Annotated in this window: 13 protein-coding genes; 4 read left to right on the top strand and 9 right to left on the bottom strand. The window is 60.7% G+C overall.

The genetic code is table 11. The annotated features are described in order from the left end of the window. Window positions 1-31: 31 nt before the first annotated feature. The 9 genes from G6035_RS07050 to G6035_RS07010 all read right to left on the bottom strand — a co-directional run bounded on the left by G6035_RS07050 (window position 32) and on the right by G6035_RS07010 (window position 9969). Complete coding sequence (locus G6035_RS07050; protein WP_176616375.1) at window positions 32-517, bottom strand: hypothetical protein; 486 nt, start codon at window positions 515-517, stop codon at window positions 32-34. Then, complete coding sequence (locus G6035_RS07045; RefSeq protein ID WP_176616374.1) at window positions 501-2312, bottom strand: type IV secretory system conjugative DNA transfer family protein; 1812 nt, start codon at window positions 2310-2312, stop codon at window positions 501-503. Before G6035_RS07045 ends, G6035_RS07050 begins: the two co-directional genes overlap by 17 nt. After that, on the bottom strand, window positions 2309-3769 hold the full coding sequence (locus G6035_RS07040) for an ATP-binding protein (RefSeq protein WP_176616373.1): 1461 nt from the start codon (window positions 3767-3769) through the stop codon (window positions 2309-2311). Before G6035_RS07040 ends, G6035_RS07045 begins: the two co-directional genes overlap by 4 nt. Then, window positions 3766-5238, bottom strand: a complete 1473-nt coding sequence (locus tag G6035_RS07035) for an SCO6880 family protein (RefSeq protein ID WP_176616372.1) — start codon at window positions 5236-5238, stop codon at window positions 3766-3768. The genes G6035_RS07040 and G6035_RS07035 overlap by 4 nt, the downstream gene beginning before the upstream one ends. Next, complete coding sequence (locus G6035_RS07030; RefSeq protein WP_176616371.1) at window positions 5231-6640, bottom strand: type IV secretion system protein; 1410 nt, start codon at window positions 6638-6640, stop codon at window positions 5231-5233. The genes G6035_RS07035 and G6035_RS07030 overlap by 8 nt, the downstream gene beginning before the upstream one ends. Window positions 6641-6703: 63 nt before the next feature. Further along, window positions 6704-6991 carry a hypothetical protein gene (locus G6035_RS07025; protein WP_062004628.1) on the bottom strand — a complete coding sequence of 96 codons (288 nt, stop codon included), beginning with the start codon at window positions 6989-6991 and terminating at the stop codon, window positions 6704-6706. A 103-nt stretch (window positions 6992-7094) separates the two neighbouring features. Next, window positions 7095-8255: a C40 family peptidase gene (locus tag G6035_RS20020; protein WP_176616370.1), complete on the bottom strand. Its 1161-nt coding sequence runs from the start codon at window positions 8253-8255 to the stop codon at window positions 7095-7097. Next, window positions 8255-8968, bottom strand: coding sequence for a hypothetical protein (locus G6035_RS07015; RefSeq protein WP_176616369.1), 714 nt, complete (start codon window positions 8966-8968; stop codon window positions 8255-8257). Before G6035_RS07015 ends, G6035_RS20020 begins: the two co-directional genes overlap by 1 nt. 200 nt (window positions 8969-9168) lie before the next feature. Next, the gene (locus G6035_RS07010) at window positions 9169-9969 is read right to left on the bottom strand and encodes a sigma factor (protein WP_176616368.1); all 801 of its coding nucleotides are present in this window, start codon (window positions 9967-9969) and stop codon (window positions 9169-9171) included. A gap of 311 nt (window positions 9970-10280) precedes the next feature. On the opposite strand from G6035_RS07010, the gene G6035_RS07005 reads away from it, so the two are divergent. From G6035_RS07005 to G6035_RS06990, 4 genes are all read left to right on the top strand, one after another. Next, entirely contained in the window at window positions 10281-10655 is a 375-nt protein-coding gene (locus tag G6035_RS07005; RefSeq protein WP_176616367.1) for a helix-turn-helix transcriptional regulator, read from the top strand. 813 nt (window positions 10656-11468) lie between these two features. Further along, entirely contained in the window at window positions 11469-11690 is a 222-nt protein-coding gene (locus tag G6035_RS07000) for a helix-turn-helix domain-containing protein (RefSeq protein ID WP_176616366.1), read from the top strand. 106 nt (window positions 11691-11796) lie between these two features. Next, window positions 11797-12888, top strand: coding sequence for a site-specific integrase (locus G6035_RS06995; protein WP_176616365.1), 1092 nt, complete (start codon window positions 11797-11799; stop codon window positions 12886-12888). Window positions 12889-13018: 130 nt separating this feature from the next. Continuing rightward, the gene (locus G6035_RS06990; protein ID WP_176616364.1) at window positions 13019-17134 is read left to right on the top strand and encodes an NACHT domain-containing NTPase; all 4116 of its coding nucleotides are present in this window, start codon (window positions 13019-13021) and stop codon (window positions 17132-17134) included. Window positions 17135-17557 lie beyond the last annotated feature (423 nt).

Here is a 17557-nt window from a genome sequence, read left to right as displayed (position 1 = left end):
ATTGCCCTCAACGACATGACCAGCGCCCAAATTAGTTTCCAGGCTGGTGTGGTTCTGTGGTCCAGGCCAGGAACTCCGGGTCATCGGTGGGCAGTTGCCGGAGGCTGGTCTCGCGGTGGACTTGCAGTCCCACGCAGCCAATGGTTCTGGTCTCCAGCCTCAGGCGTTCGATGGCCAGGGGCAGGCGTTCGTGGAACCCGAGCGGGCCGAAGCCAGGATCGGTTGGCGTGTAGGAGGCGAGTTCGGCTTTTTGCAGGGCGTAGAGTTCGGCGACGATCTCCGGGTGCCGCCACCAGCAGTCAGGAACGACCGAGGTCGTCAGTCGATAGATGGCCACAAACCAGGACACCCACCCGCTCAACGCCCTCCAAGCCTTGGGTGCGCTGATCTCATCGAGGTCCCGCCACCTGTAGGTGGGCTCCACCAAACCATCAGGTGGCCCTTCAAGGAGCTCGCCCGTGGCGAGGTTGCCGAAGAGCTTGTCGGCGGCTTCGTCGTCATCAAAGGGATTCATCACGGACCTCGGCCTCCACGACTTGTTGGTGGATGTGGCCCTGAGCGAGGGCGTCCTCGGCCTCGATCTTAGAGCGGCCCAGTGCAGCCGCGTCGCGGCGTTGGTGCCAACCGCGCAGGTCCAACAGGATGGGGCGGGTACGCCGGCCCAGCATCAGCGCGGTCCCTGCGGGCAGGCGCCGAATTTCATGCAGAGCAATGACAGGCAGATCCCGAATTTGTTCACCTTCCTGCCGGCCCTGGGATGACCAGGAGTGGGTCCTGTAGGTGTGGCGACGCTCCCCCAACAAGGAGGCCAGGTCACGCAGATCCCTCTCGTCCGAGCCGCCACCGAAAATGACCTTGATGATGGCCGATTCCCAAATGGTGGAGGCCTCTTCGATCGACCAGCCCGAACGGGCTTGAGAGAGGGATTGGAGCACGACCATGGTGGAGATCCCGATGCCGCCACCGTCGGAGAGCACAATGGGCAGTCCGGGCCAGGGCGAGAGGTTCGCGATTTCATCCAAGATCAGGGACAGGGGCGGATCCAGCCTGCCGCCCGGGGCGGTGAAGGCCATGTCCCTGGCCGCCGCCTCGATGTCGTCAATTAGCGCCGACAGGTAGGGTCCAGCCGCTGCTGCCCCGGACTTTGTGCCGATCAGATAAAGGGTCCCGCGGTCACGGATGAAGGCCTGGGGATCAAATTCGTCCTCACGGTTCACCGGGTCCAGGGCGGCCAGGACGCGGGGTGAGGACAGGGGTGCGACAGCCGCCGAAACACCGATCCAGGAGTTTGAGGTGTTGCGGGGGTCGTCTTCGAGGATGCCCATCAGGTCTGAATGCCAGCCCAGGGCTGCCCGTGGCCCGTTCAGGATGTCCAGTGCCTCGGTGGCCAGGGTGGGGTTCGATGACCAGCGGCGGAAGGCCTGAATGCCTTCACCGGATAGGGCTGCGGCGTGCAGGAGGCATTGCAGGACAATTTGTGCCCGCTTCTGCCAGGCAGCGTTTTCGCCGCTCATTTTCGAGTCCGCTGAAATGACCAAGGCGCGCCGGACGGCCACGTCCGGGTCTTCGCATCCCCGCACCGGGGACCAGCGCAGGGTGGATGTCAGTCCGGACATGCCTTGCGGGTCAAAGACCGTCACGGGGCGCCCGCCGGTGGCCCTGGCTTTCATGGTGACGGCCAGGTTGTCGGCTCGGGTCGAGGTTGTCACCACCGCTCCCGGCGCGTCGAGGATGGCGTTGATGACGACGAAGAGGCCTTTGCCGGAACGTGGAGCGCCTTGGATGACCATGGATTCCTCGGTCGAGACGTGTACCTTCGTGCCGCGTGAGGTGCCCAGGGTCCAGGACACGTCAGCCAATGACGGGTGTCTCAGTCCGGGGCGGGTGATCCTGCCCCGCTTGCGGGCGGCCCGACGGCCGTATTCGCGCACCACTTCGGCCCGCTGGGCCATGCCGTCGCGGCCGAGGATGTCTTGGCGCAGCCACGCCCCGGATTGACGCCAGCTCCGCCACAGGAAGAAGGTGAACAGGACGGCAACCAGCAGCAGGACCAGCACCGGGCCAAGGAGGACCCAGACTGCTCCTATGCCTATCGAGCATCCTGGCGGTGGTTGGCCGATGGCGGAAAAGTTGCCGGTAAACAGTCCGACTGTGGCCACCGGGCTGGGTGGGCCCTCCAGCCCATGCCCGCACTTCCATTGGGAGGCGACGTTGGCGGCCGCCACTGTGAGCCCGCTGAACCCGACATACCCCGCCGCGCAGAACAGGCCAACCGTGATCATCGGGGTGGAGTCTGCGTGCACGATGCTCATGGCATCATCCGGTGGTCGGTGCTGAAGACGGTAAGTTCATTGCTGGTGACCTGGTTGGCAACGATGAAGGAACGGTTGCCGACCTTCCACAACCCGACACCCTTGGGGAGTTCCTCAACCTGGCCGCATTCGGCCTCGGTGAGCCCGAGCGCGTCCTTGGTCAGGCGCATGGAGTCGTGCTTTTGCCGGTAAATGATCCGGGTGTCGGCCTCGGTGAGCAGTCCGAGGGCCTTTTGGCGGTGGCCGCTGGTGCTGTCGCCAATCTCGTTCAGGTCCGCGACCTTGTGCATGATCAGCAGGTTCGCGATGCCATAGGTACGGGCGAGCCGCCACTGTTCGCTCATCTTGACCAGCATGTAAGGGTCGGCCAGCATGCGCCAGCCCTCGTCGTAGACCACGATGCGCTTGCCGCCGTCGGGGTTGGTGATGGCCGCCTCAAGCCACGTGGCTCCGCAGGCGGCCGCCAGGGATAGGGCCTGTTCGGAGGCGCCGATCAGGGCCGAGGTGTCCATGACCATCATCGGCACGTCCGCGTCAAACGAAACGGTGGAGGGTGCGTCAAACATGCCCTCCAGGTCCCCTGAGACGGTGCGGCGCAGGGAATGGGCGACGGCACGGCCACCATCAGGGCCGACGAGTTCCCTCGTCTCCTTCGAAGGGTTCAGCAGGTACCCCAGGACCATGGGCAGTGTCGGTGTCTCGTTGGCGGCAACGGCCTCGGTCAGGGCCATGTCGAGGGCGGTGTGTTCGACCGGATGCATCGGCACACCCTGGCGCATGAGGGATACCAGCGCCACCAGCAGTTGCCGGCGTCGTTGCCGGACCACGGCCTGCCATTGCGCGTTCGACAGATCCCGGGAGCGGGGACCCGCGTCCAGCGGGTTGACCCTGGTGGCCCGGCCAGGTCCAACAGAAATAACCTTCCCGCCGACGGGGTTGGCGACGGGGACCCATTCCCCTTTGGGGTCGGAGGCGACGGCTGCCTTGCGTCCCAGAGTGATGGAGCGGGCCACGAGGGATTTGGCGCACATGGATTTGCCGGTGCCCACGGTGCCGATGATGACGATGGAGGGGCCGCTGATGACGCCCTTGTCGTAGAGGACCCAGGGATCGTAGGAGAAGGCTCCGGAGCCGAACACGTCGCTGCCGATGTAGGTGCCTTCGTGGCCGAGCCCGGATTCAGTGATGAACGGATAGGCGGCGGCGAAGGTCATGGTGGAGGCCCTGTGAGGGGCCGGGTGCAGCCGGTGCGGGCCCCTGAGGGAATGCGGACCGAACGGCTGCTGCCGAATTCTTGTGTCGGCTCCTTCTTCGTCGCCGGCCAACAGTCCCAACTTCTTCAAGAAGGGCTCCTGCCCGCCGGCGACGGCCTTCTCCTGCAGTGCCTGGCGTTCTCGCCTGGCGCTGCGGGACTCGTGGCTTGGGATGAAGGTGACGGCTTGCTGGGTGGTTTTCATTTCAGTCCTCTTCCCAGGGGCAGTCCCCCGGCGATGAAGGCCGGCCATTGCTCACCGACGAGCAGCCGGAGATCAACGAAGGCGCTGGCGGCCGCTGATTCGAGTTCCTGCCGGTGGCTGGAGAGTTCTTCCAACGAGTCTCCGGTGATGGTGACGTACGCGGCGGGGCGGACGTCGCCATGGCCGGCGACGATTTCTTCCTCGCGCTGTTGGACTTCTTCTTCCTCGGCGCGTTGTTCACGCGTGGAGGGACGGTCAAACTTTGAGTTGATTCGCCGCCTGGTTTCATGGGCTTCCTGGGCTGAGCGGATGTCCTTGAGTGCCTGGTCGGTGGGGATTGCCTTGATGACCTGGGTGACGGTGTGCCGGAACCCGCCGACGTAGATCAGCGGGTGCAGGAATCCTGGGAAGACTTTTTGGCGTGGCCATTCCGCGATCCAGAAGGTTTGGTGGAAGCCGCTGTCGGTGCGGATGTAGGACCAGTGTTCCTCCAGGGCCGTGGGGCCGCCCTGGCTGGGGTCCACGCCCTTGAAGTCACCGGTCCGTTGGGAGATTCGCATGACCGATGCGGGGTCGAACGCGCCGCGCAGGACCGCGGCGAAGCTCCTGTCGCCGAGCCATTCCTCCACGATCACCCCATGGGTTTTCAGCCCGGTGCGCAGGGCCTGGATTTCTGATCGGAGCGTGTGCTCTAGGCCGATTGCCCCGCCGCCGGCGTCGTGGATCCGGCGCCTCGCCTTGGAGGTGTCCAGCACCAGTGTCAGGAGAATGTCATGGCTTGATGCTGTCCCTGCCGCAGCGATGAGGTCCTGGTAGGAGCTGTCGCCCCAGCCCGTGGCGGGGGTCTCCCCGCCACGGGAGGTGATTTGCTGGTCGTAATAGTCCTGGAGGGCCGTTGCCGGAAACTGGACTGTGTGGTCTTGGATGGCAATCCTGGCCACGACGGGCCGTTTGGCCAAGGCGGCCTGTACCCGGGACCACCCCTGGACGGAATATGCCTTGTCGCCATCATCGAGCAGGGCAAAAGCGCCAGCCCGGCAGCGCAGAACGGCGAAGGCCTCGTGGGATTGTGCATCCACGACAAAGCACTCGCCCAGGACGGTGCGGTGGATGTCCAGGGAGGCGAGCCCTCCGGGAAGGACCAGTGTGCCGACCGGGACGGGGTCCTCTGTGGGCAGGAAATAGGTGGTTTGCCCAGTCATCTTCCGGACCAGGAACCGCGTCCCGGTCAGCGCCCAGAGGGGATACGGGGTTCTCGCATATTGCAGGACCCCAAAGAGCAGCAGGAAGACCCACACCGGGCTGGAGCCCAGGAATCCGGCTGGCCCGCCGATTGCCGAGGAAATACCGGCGATGAGGACCCCTCCGCCGGTGATGGCGAGTTGGTACCACTGCAATCCCACGATGATGCCGCGGCGTTCGTGCCGGGGGAAACTCACCGGTTGCAGGGCGTTGCTGTCCTCAGTCATGATTTCCTCCAGTGTGGGGCGGTCTAATGGGTGGGTTGTTAGGCCGGGAGGCCGGGGGCCGCGGTTTCGGCGCAGCTGAAGAGCTCGGAGGGGTTGGTTCACGATTCGTCGCGGCAGCCTTTGGGCGCGGGACACTGGCGCTCGGCGTCGCGGGTGGCGGCTTCTGCCCGGCTGCGGGAGCACCTGCTGTTGGTTGTGTCTGGGGTGCGGGGGGCGGGCCGGGTTTCCGCCCTGCACTTGAAGCTGGTGCGCCCGGGTGTCCAGCCGCGGGGGCCTGCGGACTCGACGCAGCCGTGGGAGGTTGCGAACTCGCCGCAGCCCCGGGGCGTTGTTGGATCTTGGGTTTCTTGGGCGCGGACGTCGAGCCGGAGTCGGCAGAATCTTTGACGGGGAGCGTTTCGGGCTTCTCACTTGATGGCACTACTTTGGGGCTTTTCAGGCTGCTGCCCGTGGTGAGCATGTGGTGCCCGCGGATCTGTTGCCCAAGCTGCCGTCCGGCAAAGCTTGCCCCCGTGTGGGCAAGATGGCCTCCGCCGGCTGTTTGGGCGGCCGCAGCCAGTTCACCGCCGGCGAACCCGACAAGTTTCAGGGCCATCAGCGGTGCCGCACAGGCAAGGGTCATGCCCACGGCGCCGGCAGCCATCCCGGCAAAAGAGGTGGAATGGGCGTATAGCTTCACGGCCACGGCCAGAACAGTCGCCGCCAGCGGTTTCGCGAGCAGCAGGGCAACGACGATCTCGCACCACCGCCCCGCCCAGGACTTGGTCTTCTCCCACGGCATCAACATCAGTGCCACCGGGGCAACAGCAGCCAGCACGATCAGGGCGAAGGAGCGGAAGATCATCGAACACATCAGGATGAACGCCAGCACCCAGACAATGAGCGTTGCCAAGACGGTGATGACGATGGTGCCCGTGACTTGGTCCCCTGTCGAAGCCTGCCCGCCGATCGGGCTGACTATCCAGGCCTGGCCGGAACCGGCCGGGCCATGTTCGAACCCGAAGAGGCGCATGAAAACTACGTACGGGTCCGGCCCCATGGTGTTCAAAAGGGCCGTTGAGGCGCTGTCGCTGACATGGGTCAGGGCCTGCATCAGATACACGGCCCCACCGACGACCGGCACGGCAACGGCGCCGCCGATCAGTGCCCGCCAGATCCTGCGTGGTTGTTGCGAGATCAGGCCCGAGATTAGTTGCAGGATCATGACGGCCACCAGCGGCGTCATCATGACAACGACCCACCAGCTCGTCAGTCCTTGGACCGCCGTCCACTGGGAATCATCGACGTCGGAGACTCCGAACGCCCCGGAGATGAAGGACCACAGCCAGGAGGCGATGCTCTCCAGGATTCCGGCAAAGAAGCCGCTAATGCTTGAGTTGACGGTGTCTTTGGCCGCAGACACAATGCCGCAGCCAAGGGGCCACCATCCTCCGAAGGTGCACTCCAGCGGTGGCATGACGAAGGCTCAGAACCCGAGGTGGAAGGCGGTCTGCGACCACAGGATGTAGCCGTTGATCCCGCCCAGGATCGCCGCGATGGGGCCGGTCCACAGCAAGATCATCCCACCGCCGGAGGCAAGCCGGGACGATTGGCTGAGTTTGCCGGCCAGCAACATGGCGGCACCGATGATCGCAACAATGGCGATGACGATGAAGGCACCAACCAGGATTCCCCCACCGATCTGCTTGAGGGAGTCCAGGAAGGGAAAGCTGCTGTTGGGGACGATTCCGGGGTCCACGGGCGCGAAATTCATGACACTACTCCATCCGGATATTCGAGGCAGACCGTGCGTTTGCTTCTCCACTTCCATGCACGACCCAGCATCAAACCGTATGACCTGAGTTCGCTGCCGATCATCAGTTGGTCGGTGCCGGGCCGAGAAGGTCGAAGTATTGTGCGCCGGGGTTCCAGCTCACGGGGTGGAGCAGCGTGCCGGCCGAGGGGTTCAAGGCGCTGTACATCATCCCTGCCCCCGCGTATATACCGACATGGCCCCAGTGGTTCGGCCCATCCGGGCCCTGGACCACCAAATCTCCCGGCTGCGGCGCGGCTGTGGGGCGCCCGGCCAGCCACTGTTCCGTGCGAGGCAGCACAATCCCCACCTGCGCGTAGATCCATTGCACGTAGCCGGAGCAATCCCACGCCTTGAACGCGGTCCCACCCCACACGTAACTGCCGCCCACGCCTTCTTGGGCATAGCGGAGAACGGCTTGCCGGGTTGCGCTCAGGTTGGCCGGAATCTGCGACGCGGATGGGTCCTCCGTCGGTCCCGCTTGCGAGCAGTTTTGAGGGAGGTCCGTTCCGTTAACGGAGTCCATGATGGCCAGGGCCGCTGGTGCCCAACGGTCGTAGAGCTCCGGAAACGCGGACACCTGCACGGCCTGGGCCGCCTGCCCCAGACCCATCGACTCCCAGCCTGGGATGTCCAGGAGCCCGGGAGGCGAGCCGTTGTTGGGACCGCGGGGGCCGCCAAAGAAAGCTTCGGCGTCGTAGGCGGGAGTCATCAGTTGCAGGACGGTCCCCCACCCTGCGCTGGAGCGTTGTTGGGCTGATCCGAGGGAATCATGGTCGTAGCCCAGTCCGTCATGGGGCATGCCCAGCGACTCGGGGACTGCAGGGTTGGCGAGCATTCTGAGCCCGGACTCCTGGAGGGCGACCATGATGGCAATCTGGATGCCCTTCGCCGATACGCCCAGAGACTGGCCCACGGAGATGTAGTTTCCTGCGACGACCTGCTGTTGGGAGTCAAGTGTCAGTGCCGCGCCGTTGGGTCCCGGAACAGTCAGGCTGCCAACACCTTCACTCAGCTGCGCTGCTGGTTGCGAAGTGTTGCTCGTCGTCGCTGATTCCTGGGGTGCCGACGTGCACGATGTGCTGGTACCCGCTATCTGGGCGACAAGGATGCTGGTCCCGCCGAGCAGGGCGGCCATCCCCACGGGGACCACCACGACCAGCGCGGCAAGTGCTCGCTGGATGAGTCGAGCTTTCGCGATCGTGGCCAGGGCTGCCGCGGGCATCAGTAGACGATTCTGCTGGCCGAGGTGTAGAAGCCGGCCAGGGCGCAACGCTGTGCGGGGGCCGTTGCCGCCGGTGGGCAGTTCACAATGACACTGACCGGAACACGGTAGGCCGTCGCGTTCGGCTCCACCGTGGAGCGGTCGGTGACGCTGACCGTCATGGTGCACACATGCAGCCCGACCCACGGGGCCGGGTGATCCCGGAATTGCGCCAGCTGGCCATCGCAGCTCGTCTGGATGACTGTGGCCGTCCGGTGGGCCCCGTAGGCGGAGAGCTGGGCGAAGGCCGCGGAGTTGATGCCGGTTCCCTCGAATTCCTGCGTGTACATGGTGAGTGGGTTCGACCCGTCAGGCAGGACTAACCACCAACTGCGCACATGCGCATAAACCTGCGTATAGCTTGAGGCCCGTGTGTCCCAGGTGTACAGCGCACGGGCGGTGTCTTCGGCATACGCCTTGAAATCGAGGGTCTGCGGCTCCCCCGGCGACACCGCCACATCAGCCGGTTCCGTGGCTTCAGGCCCCGGCCCGGCTGCCGCCTGGCTCGCCAGTGGCAGGAATGTCGGAACATCCGCCGAACGTTTGGACGTATCAGTGCCCGATGGCAAAAACAGTGCGATGACCACGGCCGCCAGAACTCCCAGCAGCGCGATCAGCAACCACTGCCGCCGGGAACGGGGCACGTAGTTTTTCCATGCTGATGAGCCGCGCATTGAAGACCTCCTTTGCCCCTCCATGCAGCCAAGGCGGCATTGGCGTATGACCCAGCCGTTACGGATCTGAAGAGGCCCATCCAAGCTCGGCCACGCCGTCGTGCACGTCCCAACGACAGGGGCGCAAGCCGTCAGGGTCCGAACCGGATCGCCCCCGTGTGCAAGAGCACCGGGCCACGCCATGTCCCCGGTAATTGGGACTACTGGGGCATGACCTGCGCCGGTTGCGACATGCGGATGACTCTCAGTGCCGCCAGATACAGCGCCCTGGCGCGCCCAGTCTGCACGGCGACATACCGGGGCGTGACGTTGGTCTTGGCCGCTATGACAGGGAGGGCGGCAAGCCGTTCCGATCCGCTCAACTGGGGAACAACGATCGTGGCTGCAATGGCGCGGTGCAACTCGGTAGGCAGGCAGTTCGAGGCGCTCACGGCCAGGGCATTGTGCATTCTGCTCTCGGATTCCACCACGGCCAGCGCGTTCCTGACCGTGATGGCCACTTGGCGCACGAATCTCAAGTCCCTTTGCGCCCTGCGGTAGGCCGGGGTGTCGGCCCGCGCAGTAACGTCGGTAGTCGTGCGGTCGTTGTCGTCGTAGTCATCCAAGAGGAGGAACATGGCTGATCCCCAGGCTTCTTCGCCAGCGCACATCCGTGTCAGTTTCAGGACGTTCAGGGCCCACTCGCGATCTGCAATACCGGCAGGTTCCGCCCCGGCTTCCTGCGGCCGGTCACAGGTGGGATGGTCGCCAGATTCCGGAGTAAACAGTGGAACTGTGTAGTGGGCAGATGCCTTGGCGATGTGAGCCGCGCATATGTGATTGGCAATGCCCTGGACCCAAGCCCCGAATCGGACGCTGGGCAGTTGCTGGTACCGACCCCGCTGCACCCCGGACCACACTGCGATGCGAATGTCCTGGAGTACGTCTTCCAGCTCACGCAGGCATCCTGCCCGGGCCAAGCGTGAACGAACAAACTGGGAAATATCATCCACGGCGGTCATGACATCCTCCCCGCGGATGGCCGGGCCATTGGTCCCGGGTTCCGGCCGGAAATTCGCCGGAAGCTGGTCTTTGCGGTGGGGCAATCGAGCTGACGTGTAACGGACCATCGTCGTCTTCGTTCAAAGAGAAACTGCACACTATGGGGATGAGTCCCTACGCTGCTCGAGTGAAGAGGCGGCGTTCCGGCCCTGGCAGGGATCCCAGCTGCTCACCAGAATCCCAAAGACTGTATAAACCAGTGTCTGTTCAGCATTTGCCAATGTCAACCCCTGCTATGTCAATCTGTGGATAAGTGGAGCAAAATGGGATCATGCCTAGAATCATGCATCCCGTAGACATGGCTTGGACTTCCAATGTGGAAGCAGCCTTTGAGACGTTTGGCAATCGCGGACGCAGCGAAATCATCCGGTACCTGGAAGGAAATAGGCCGGTACCTCGTGGGGACATCGTTGAAGCCGTGAGCTCCAGTGAGGCAAGCGTCGCCGAACACCTGATCGCATTGGAAAAAACCGGTGCCGTCGTCGTGGACATCGTCCAAGGGCGCCGGCACGGCAGGTCACCACGTTATACCTTGGATGAGGCCCGCATCAAGGAACTTCTGGGCGCGCAACAGGACTATCTACTGAATCGCCAGCTTTCTCTCCCCGAGGCTGCCGAGCAAAATCCCGATCCAGGTAATCAATAATCGCTTCCAACGCTTCCGGCGAGACATCGCCAAGGGTTTTGGCCGCAAAGGACTTCACCTTCGCCGCCCGCAACGTCTTCACGAACTCTAGCTGCTCGTCCGTGAGGGCAGGAGCCTCAACGTTCTCGACACTGAGCAAGTACTCAGGATCCACATTGAAAAAGTCAGCCAGTGCGGTCAGCAGGGGCCGGTCTCGGACCAAGGCACCATTACCGTCCTTCATGTAGAACCACCGGGCCCTGGACAGTTTCACCCCACGGACGGTCATCGCAGCACGAATGTCCGGAAACAGCACCGGCCCGCCCCGCTCCGCAACAGCGGCGTCAAGCAAGAGCCGAAGCCTCCGAGCAAGTTCACCCTGCGGCGTGTACCTGGCCCCCTCAGCTGATTCCTTATCAGCCATGGCCCTCCCTTCTGTGTCCCGTGATTGTCTCAAGTATCGTCTCGGACATCGAGCGCTACAAGGGGCCGAACTCCCGTGCCGAGCCGCGGTATTGGGTTAGGTTGCCGCCGTCGTTCTTTCGATATGGCAAAGGTGGTCACGTGGTTCCGACGCTTTTCCACTATGAACTGAGGTAGGCCACGTTGAACAGGAGAGTCCAATGGATGAGCCAATGAACCAGGCCCCTTCCGCCGTAGAAATGGGAAGTGGATCCGACGGCGGCAATCCTTGCAGGAACGGGTGTGGCATTGCCTAAGTCCTCGACAGACAAGTGAATCGCCGTCGTCCAGTCGGCAGATCAACGTAGGTCATGTAGTTTCGTCGCTTTGGCGCCATGGAAGAGAAACACCGACATCGATTAGGAGAATCCGATGACCGAGCAGCCAAACCATGCACAGTCCGTCCCTGCTTTCGTGGACGAATGGATGACTCCGAAGGAGATCTGCCATGAGCTGCAGATTCCCGAGCAAACTTTCTATCAGTGGCGCGTCAAGCACGCGGGTCCGAGGGCTCACAGGATAGGACGCCACCTTCGCATCAGCCGCACGGACTTCAACGCGTGGCTCGCCACCACGGAAGACCCTCTTGGCTAGAGCAAAAACACCACTCGGGACGTGGGGAAAAGTAACCCGCCGGAAGCTCGGGCCAACCACATGGAGGGCCCGGGCAACCATGCGCGGCTACGACGGGAAGCCTCGCATGTACCAATCAACCGGGCCAACAGGGGCACAAGCCGAAGCCACCCTTCTGGCGAAGCTCAACGCGATGATGCCACCCAGCGATGACGTGATCAGCCCCGACATGGCCATGAGTGAACTCTCCAAATTCTGGTGGCTGGAATTCGAAGACCTCGACAGAGCCGCCAATACACGCCGACGCTACCGGGAAATCATAGACACGTACATCCTGCCCGGCGTTGGCAACCTCACCATCCGTGAAGCCAATGTATCCACCCTGGATAAGTTCCTCAAGGGTGTGCGAACCAAACACGGCAATGCCACGGCCAAAATGTCGAAAACGCTGCTGACCGGCATGCTATCCCTGGCAACCCGCCATGGTGCAGCCCCCGCTAATCCACTCCGTGAGGTCGCCCGCATCCCCACCACCAGCAAGGAAGTTAGAGCATTGACCATCGACGAGGTGGCCGAACTTCGTCGCGGCGTCTACGTCTGGCAGCAACCAACAGGGCGGCAGAACGGTTTGCACGAAAAGGACATCCTCGACGTTGTAGACATCATGCTGGCCACCGGCGTCAGGATCGGCGAGGCACTGGCCATTCGATGGTCCGACGTCGACCTTTCCGCCGAGAAGCCAACGGTCACTGTTCGCGGGACCATCATCGACGTTCGGGGCAAGAACGGACTCCAGATCCAGGATCACCCGAAGAGCGCCAATTCACGGCAACGCTACTTCCTGCCGCCCTTTGCTGTGGAAATGCTGCGCCGGCGCCAGGCTGATCCGGTTCGCCAGAATGATCTTGACTTGGTGTTCCCCTCCAGTGTCTTGACCATTAGGGATCCCAACGGGTTCCGGAAGCAATGGCGCGACGCCAGGAAGGCCGTCGGTTTTGACTGGGTTACACCCCACACGTTCCGAAAGTCCGTCGGAACCATCCTGGCCAACACCCAGGGCATGTCAGCCGCAACCGCACAGTTGGGGCACTCCAGCGAGCAGATCACCAGCAAGCACTACGTCCAGAAGACGCACGAAGCTCCCGATAATTCTGAAACGCTTCAGGCGTTTGGTTCAGATATGTCTGAAGGAGCTTGGCCGACCGACGACGATAAATAGCATTGGGCATTACTCTTGCGTCGCTGCTCCAGGCACCGACAAGGCAAGAAAAATGTGGCCTAAGGCCACCAGTCCATCCATCGCGTCATGACAGCGACTCGAGGTGCCTCCATTCTGGAAAGCATAGGCAATGGATCGACCCGGCTACAACGAAGGCCAAAGACGCTGGTGTACCCAACCTCAACTCATATCAGGTAAACCACGACAAGACCCGACTAGGGATATGATCACTCCAACGACAGGGGAACTCATGGCTAGGTCAAAATCCAGAGAATTGGTGCTGGCGCTAGCGTCCGTGGGGATAGCCTCCCTCGGTGGCCCCTTATCTATCTTCCGGGCTGTACTGAATGAAGCAATCAAGTACGGGCAAAACAAACATGAGGGCAATGAACAAACCCGTGAAGTCCACAAACAAGTTGTGCGAGCTATTTCGGCGTGGGCAGCCAGCGAGCACTTCGATACTGAAGTAATTGATCGAGGTTTGAAATTGGCAGCCGCGTCCATAGCCAGTTTTGGGCTCGACGCTCAAGCCCTCGCCGCAGTTAACTTTGACCCAAAGTACGCAGCTAGCAAAGTTGTAAATGCAGCAAAATCGAAAGACGAATCCTGGGGATTAGAAGATCATTATTACGTCGCGGTTCGAGGAATAGAAGTGACATATGAGGCGCTAGTCGAGCAGTATGAGATCCGCCAAGGCATGCTGCTCCCCGCAGTACGAGCGCTGTGGAGTGGGATTGAGTCCTATGCAGCTCAAGCTGAAGCACTGATACAGGAGAATAAATTACAGCTAAATACGATCAGTGAGGCCTTAGTTTCAACTGGTACTTCTTCAGATGTAATGACGTATTTGCGGACTAGAATCGAAAACTGGGATACATCATCATGGCACCCTGAAAATCATTCAGCCTCCGCTCTATCGCGTCGTCTTCACGTACGTGTCATATCAAAATCAGCCACTGACGGCCAAGCGCTGACTGCCGAAGACGCTCTGGAGAACCAGCAAATGCTAGTCGTGTTGGGTGGTCCGGGATCAGGCAAAACGTGGCAGGCCCGCCGATACGCCAGAGAAGCTGCGCAAATAGCGCTATCCCGCTTACAGGAAGGAGCAAGTCTGAGCGATGTGGAACTCCCTCTTCTGACAACTTGGGACCAATGGGCGAAGACTGGCGGACCCCTCCGCGCCTCTTTGATTGCCGCCTCATTCGCGTCCGGACAAGGCCACGCAGACTTCGGAGAAGCCGCCATCGTAGATCGACTTCAACGCACGTTCCGAGATCCACTAACTCGCGTTCTTTTGGTTGTAGATTCCTTGGATGAGGCTGCGGACATTACGGGTCAGTCGAATAGGCTTCGGGAGCTAGAAGATTTGACTGAACAGTGGCGGGTCGTGATCACAAGCCGTCCAGCAGCGTGGGAGGCAACTTGTCGGAGTGATTCGGTCCAAGTCCCGTCGCGCAAAGTTGTGGAGCTGTGTGACCTAAGCTACCCAAAAGACGTATTTTCGTTCATCCGCAACTGGTTCTCAACCGCTTTGGATCCCACCCGCGGCGAGTCACTCATTGATCAGATTGATGCCCACGCAGATTTGGTCAGAGCCTCCGTAGTCCCATTGATGCTGACTTTCTATTGCTTGTTGGCCGAAAGGCCAAGTGCAGAGGCCCCTCCGCTACCCACGAGGCGCCGTGACCTCTATCGTAAATTGGTACGCCAGTTACTAAGGGGCGGGTGGGCGACAATCGTCCCGGGAGTAGATGGAGAACCTGATCACGACTACTGTGAAGTGCTCCTCAGGAAGTGGGCCTGGGATGCAGTTCGCACTCGAAATACCTCCGGGGGCTTGGGCGACTGGGGTGATACCTTCGTTCAACCCTCCAGCGTCAGGCTGGCTGACCGCCGAGCCATAGATAATATCGCACCGAAAATCAGTGTCGACTTCGATGGCAACATCACCCGCCGTTTCGTACACCGGACTTTTTTGGAACACTTTGTAGCTGAATATGTTGCTAGTCTTAAGGACGCGAAAGAAGCTGCTCTCATACTTCTCCCACACTTATGGTTTGATCCGGACTGGCTGGTATCGGTACCCGCATCGATCACAGCGCACAATGAGACACAAAAAGGTGTGCTTCTCGACCTCATCCTGAACCAGGCCCTCAAACCGGCTCCGGATACGGCAAGGCAAATTGCACGGAATGAAGTTGACCGACTATTACTGTCGCTGGCCGAAGAGTCTGAACCCAACGATTGGTCACCGGAGCAACAAGTGCTTATCCACGAATGCCGAATTAGGTGCGCGCCCAAGGCCCCCAAGCGGATAGCGAGGTCCGCGCATTGGTCGTTGTCAAACGGTATGGCTTGCAGGGCAGCGATAGCGGCAATGTCCAAGTTAATCGATGGCGCCGATGAGAGTGACGACTTTTGGGCCGTTGCCGACATTGCAGCCGTAATCCCCACCTTATTGCAAGATGCTGACGACAGGTGGGACGCACGAACGATGGTACATGCAGCCCTTTCCAAGGAAGGGCTGTATGGCAAACCGGAATTGCTCGGAGTTCTCCCAAGACTAGTCCGCAGTCCTTTGGAACGTGAGCGGGCACGCGCGGCTGCAATGGAGACATTGTCGCATTCCACACTGTGGTCCCCAAGCGGATTCGCAGTAGCTTTACTGTCACTTGTAGGAGGCAGCGAGGAGCGCATGCAGACTCGAGGCGTAATACTGGCCGAAATGCGACGCGAGAATTCGCAAAATATCGACGTTCTAACTGCTTCGCTGCTTGCGCTAGATCCTGACGATGATGATCTGAAAGAGTCACGCAAGATTGTGCTCGACGCGCTGCCCGGGCTCGACAAGTGGTTAGTCGACAATGCGGCGAGTGCTCTATTGGCTCTTACGAAAGATAAAGTTGATCGGCAGCACGCATTTTCCTCAGTTCTACGCGCTTTTACCGCCTCGAGTTCCAGCGAGGATGGCTATGCCAATCGAGCCCGCATACTGTCGAAGTTGGCGGAAAGCGATGAGGAACGCAGCATCGCGCGCATCGCCGTGATAAATGCAATGCACGGCACGGCAGACTGGACAATTCGAAAGTTGGTCGACGAGCTGCTCACACTGAAACCAGGTGACGACGACCGATGTCAGGCGCGTGAATCGTTCATAGTATCACTGACTAGCTCTTACAGAAAACAATATTCGGACCCCGGCGACGCGGCCAAGTCACTTTCTGCACTAATTTGGAACGATGACGAGCGGACCCAGGCGTGCAATGCTCTAGTTGATGCCCTATCCAAGAGTGATGCCAGCTCATTCGTCGAACTCATCCGAGTGCTCGCTTTACTGGAACCCACTAAGAAGGATAGGGCGCGGGCCCGCACTTTCGTATTGACTGCACTGCCAGATGCCGACCATGGCCTCCTGATTCAGCTCCTGGCGGCCCTTCCGATATTGGGCCTCGGCAACAAGCAAAAGGCCTGGGCACGTACTTTTGTATTGACTGCACTTCCAGATGCCGACCCTGACCTCCTGATCCAGCTCCTGTTGGTCCTCCCGAAGCTAGACCCCAGCAATGAGGAGAAGGCAAAAACCCGCCCCGCTATACTCGACGCTGCCCTTGCCACCAATCCGAGTCGTCAGCTAAAACTGTTGTCGAATCTTCCCGCTTTGGATCCATCTACCGATGAACGGAAGCAAGCTCGAACAATTCTGGTGGCAATGTTGTCAAACGAGAGGAGTTGGTACTTGAACGAATTTCCCTCAATATTCCTACCTCTCGTGGCAGACGAGCCGGACCGACATGACGCAACTGCCGCTCTTCTCACTGCTCTCCCCCGTGCTGAACCTGGGACTACTGAAATCCTGATCAAGGTAGTTGCAGCAATAGCGACAAAGTCTGTCGAGATTGATTGGGCAAGAACAACCATTCTCGCAGCACTCTCCGGCGCAAGTCCGCCAGCGGTTTATACTTTGGGTAATATCTTGGGAACGCTTAAGCCCAATGACGTTGAGAAATCTCAGGCACGAGCAGCGGTCGTGGAATCATTGCCGAGCGCCAAATCGAATGCAGTCAGCCAACTAGTGAAGATGTTCACCATGCTTGACCCCAGCGAGAACGATCGGAATCAGGTACGCACTCAACTCCTCAGGTGTCTGCCCAATAGTAATGTACCAACCAGTCGCGAGATGACCAAAGCTTTAAGGTCGTTTTCGCAACTTCCACTTTGGCTGGAATGGCTCGCTCAAGAAGACTAGCGATGCTGATGGCGCTCACATTTTGACCTACGAAACCGATCGCATTTCAGGCCAGCCAGAGCCGTAAGTCGATTACCGAATGAGTGCTTTCCAGCTAGGAACGACACCACTCACGTCCATTTCAGCTGTGAAATCGGCACCGCCACGTAGCCTTTTTGGCCATGCTAGGACGGTTTTGTGGCTCTGCCCGAATCAGCGCTCCGGACAACACAGTTGGCACGTAATATCCTGATTTCGACAACCGGTGGCATGCTGTCCACGATGTCGATGAACCTGCTAATGGCCATCAGACAGATGGCCCGGCGCTACGTTGCAGGGTCTCGTCACGTTTTACTCACGTTTTTGAACGACAACCCACGGCAGTCCTTGGGATATCAAAGGGACCGTGTTGTTCCGCACTCCCCGGGAAACACGCTGTTTTTG

This window comes from Arthrobacter sp. SDTb3-6 (genome assembly GCF_013376095.1).
Lineage (GTDB): Bacteria > Actinomycetota > Actinomycetes > Actinomycetales > Micrococcaceae > Specibacter.
The sequence above is the reverse complement of the archived record's forward strand: the minus strand, read 5'-3'. Positions and strand labels throughout refer to the sequence as shown.

Coding starts and splice junctions, on each gene's coding strand:
- G6035_RS07010 (WP_176616368.1), bottom strand. CDS start 9,969: ATGACCGCCGTGGATGATATTTCCCAGTTTGTTCGTTCACGCTTGGCC.
- G6035_RS07000 (WP_176616366.1), top strand. CDS start 11,469: ATGACCGAGCAGCCAAACCATGCACAGTCCGTCCCTGCTTTCGTGGAC.
- G6035_RS06990 (WP_176616364.1), top strand. CDS start 13,019: ATGGATCGACCCGGCTACAACGAAGGCCAAAGACGCTGGTGTACCCAA.
- G6035_RS20020 (WP_176616370.1), bottom strand. CDS start 8,255: ATGCCCGCGGCAGCCCTGGCCACGATCGCGAAAGCTCGACTCATCCAG.
- G6035_RS07035 (WP_176616372.1), bottom strand. CDS start 5,238: ATGACTGAGGACAGCAACGCCCTGCAACCGGTGAGTTTCCCCCGGCAC.
- G6035_RS07040 (WP_176616373.1), bottom strand. CDS start 3,769: ATGAAAACCACCCAGCAAGCCGTCACCTTCATCCCAAGCCACGAGTCC.
- G6035_RS07045 (WP_176616374.1), bottom strand. CDS start 2,312: ATGAGCATCGTGCACGCAGACTCCACCCCGATGATCACGGTTGGCCTG.
- G6035_RS06995 (WP_176616365.1), top strand. CDS start 11,797: ATGTACCAATCAACCGGGCCAACAGGGGCACAAGCCGAAGCCACCCTT.
- G6035_RS07025 (WP_062004628.1), bottom strand. CDS start 6,991: ATGAATTTCGCGCCCGTGGACCCCGGAATCGTCCCCAACAGCAGCTTT.
- G6035_RS07005 (WP_176616367.1), top strand. CDS start 10,281: ATGCCTAGAATCATGCATCCCGTAGACATGGCTTGGACTTCCAATGTG.
- G6035_RS07015 (WP_176616369.1), bottom strand. CDS start 8,968: ATGCGCGGCTCATCAGCATGGAAAAACTACGTGCCCCGTTCCCGGCGG.